The 2,172-nt window shown below is 57.3% G+C and carries 1 rRNA gene; it reads right to left on the reverse strand.

From position 1 onward, the window contains the following. A 23S ribosomal RNA gene (locus tag DVA66_RS19655) occupies nt 1-1,939 on the reverse strand; the annotation flags it as partial. Between the last annotated feature and the right edge of the window lie 233 nt (nt 1,940-2,172).

Consider the following 2,172-nt stretch of genomic DNA (forward strand, 5'->3'; position numbering starts at 1 on the left):
CCGTAAAGGTCTACACGTATCAGGTCCCCCTTATCCCGAAGTTACGGGGGCATTTTGCCGAGTTCCTTAACCACGATGATCTCGATCGCCTTGGTATTCTCTACCTAACCACCTGTGTCGGTTTAGGGTACGGGCGGCTCACAACTCGCTCACGAAGCTTTTCTCGGCAGCATAGGATCACCCACTCCACCACTGACGTGGCAGAGCCATCCCCTCTCAGGCTGTATGGGGTGCGGATTTCCCTGCACCCCGCCCTACAGGCTTAGCCCGGGACTACCACCACCCGGGATGGGCTACCTTCCTGCGTCCCTCCGCAGCTTGCCTACTACACGATCGGGTCGAAGAGTCACCCACACATCACCCGAAGGATCCGTGCAGACTTCCGTTCTTAGCATCACGCGCCTCGGCAGGATCGTTGTTACACCGGCTACGGGAATATCAACCCGTTGTCCATCGACTACGCCTGTCGGCCTCGCCTTAGGTCCCGGCTGACCCAGGGCAGATGAGCTTGACCCTGGAACCCTTGGTTATTCGGCGGACGGGTTTCTCACCCGTCATTCGCTACTCATGCCTGCATTCTCACTCGTGTGCACTCCACGCCCGGGTCACCCCGACGCTTCTTCGCACACACGACGCTCCCCTACCCATCCACACACCTGGAACCAAAGTTCAGGTACACGCGTGAATGCCACAGCTTCGGCGGATAACTTGAGCCCCGCTAAATTGTCGGCGCAGAATCACTTGACCAGTGAGCTATTACGCACTCTTTCAAGGGTGGCTGCTTCCAAGCCAACCTCCTGGTTGTCTCCGCAACTCCACATCCTTTTCCACTTAGTTACCGCTTAGGGGCCTTAGCTGGTGATCTGGGCTGTTTCCCTCTCGACTATGAAGCTTATCCCCCACAGTCTCACTGCCGCGCTCTCACTTACCGGCATTCGGAGTTTGGCTAATTTCGGTAAGCTGTTGGGCCCCCTAGACTATCCAGTGCTCTACCTCCGGCAAGAAACACACGACGCTGCACCTAAATGCATTTCGGGGAGAACCAGCTATCACGGAGTTTGATTGGCCTTTCACCCCTATCCACAGCTCATCCCCCAGGTTTTCAACCCTGGTGGGTTCGGTCCTCCACGACGTCTTACCGACGCTTCAACCTGGCCATGGATAGATCACTCCGCTTCGGGTCTAGAGCACGCGACTCAAACGCCCTATTCGGACTCGCTTTCGCTACGGCTTCCCCACACGGGTTAACCTCGCCACGTACCACTAACTCGCAGGCTCATTCTTCAAAAGGCACGCCGTCACCCCACAAGGAGGCTCCGACGGATTGTAGGCAGTCGGTTTCAGGTACTATTTCACTCCCCTCCCGGGGTACTTTTCACCTTTCCCTCACGGTACTTGTCCGCTATCGGTCACCAAGGAGTATTTAGGCTTAGCGGGTGGTCCCGCCAGATTCACACCCAATTCCAGGAGTTGGGTGCTACTTGGGGTGACATCCAGGAGAGATCGTCTTACGCCTACGGGGGTATTACCCGCTATGCCGTGCCTTCCCAGAACACTTCAACTTCAACGATCCTGCTCCTCGACCGGTCAACAGCCCGATCAAGATGGCCCCACTACCCCGCACATGCAACGCCTGTCAGCTCTCACACACATACGGTTTGGCCTCTTCCGCGTTCGCTCGCCACTACTGACGGAATCACTGTTGTTTTCTCTTCCTGCGGGTACTGAGATGTTTCACTTCCCCGCGTTCCCTCCCACTGCCCTATACATTCAGGCAGGGGTCGCCGGACATGACTCCGGTTCCCTTCGAGGTTTCCCCATTCGGACATCCCCGGATCAACGCTCGTTTACCAACTCCCCGGGGCTTATCGCAGGTTCCCACGTCCTTCATCGGCTCTTGGTGCCAAGGCATCCACCGACTGCCCTTAGTAGCTTGTCAACACACACAACACCACTACAAGACAAATCTGATACACCTACAAAGATGCTCGCGCCCACTGTGAAGTTCTCAACACACCAGCAGCCACCCCCCACCCCACCCCCACACGGGAGCAGACCAAGAAGCCCGCCTTGAAGCAACCACCCACACCACCACGGTGCAGCTGATCCCTCAGGACCCAACAGTGTGCCCAGCCCACCCCCACGACACCCACCGATCTTCCACACCCACCC

It is taken from the genome of Desertihabitans aurantiacus, assembly GCF_003344635.1.
GTDB lineage: Bacteria > Actinomycetota > Actinomycetes > Propionibacteriales > Propionibacteriaceae > Desertihabitans > Desertihabitans aurantiacus.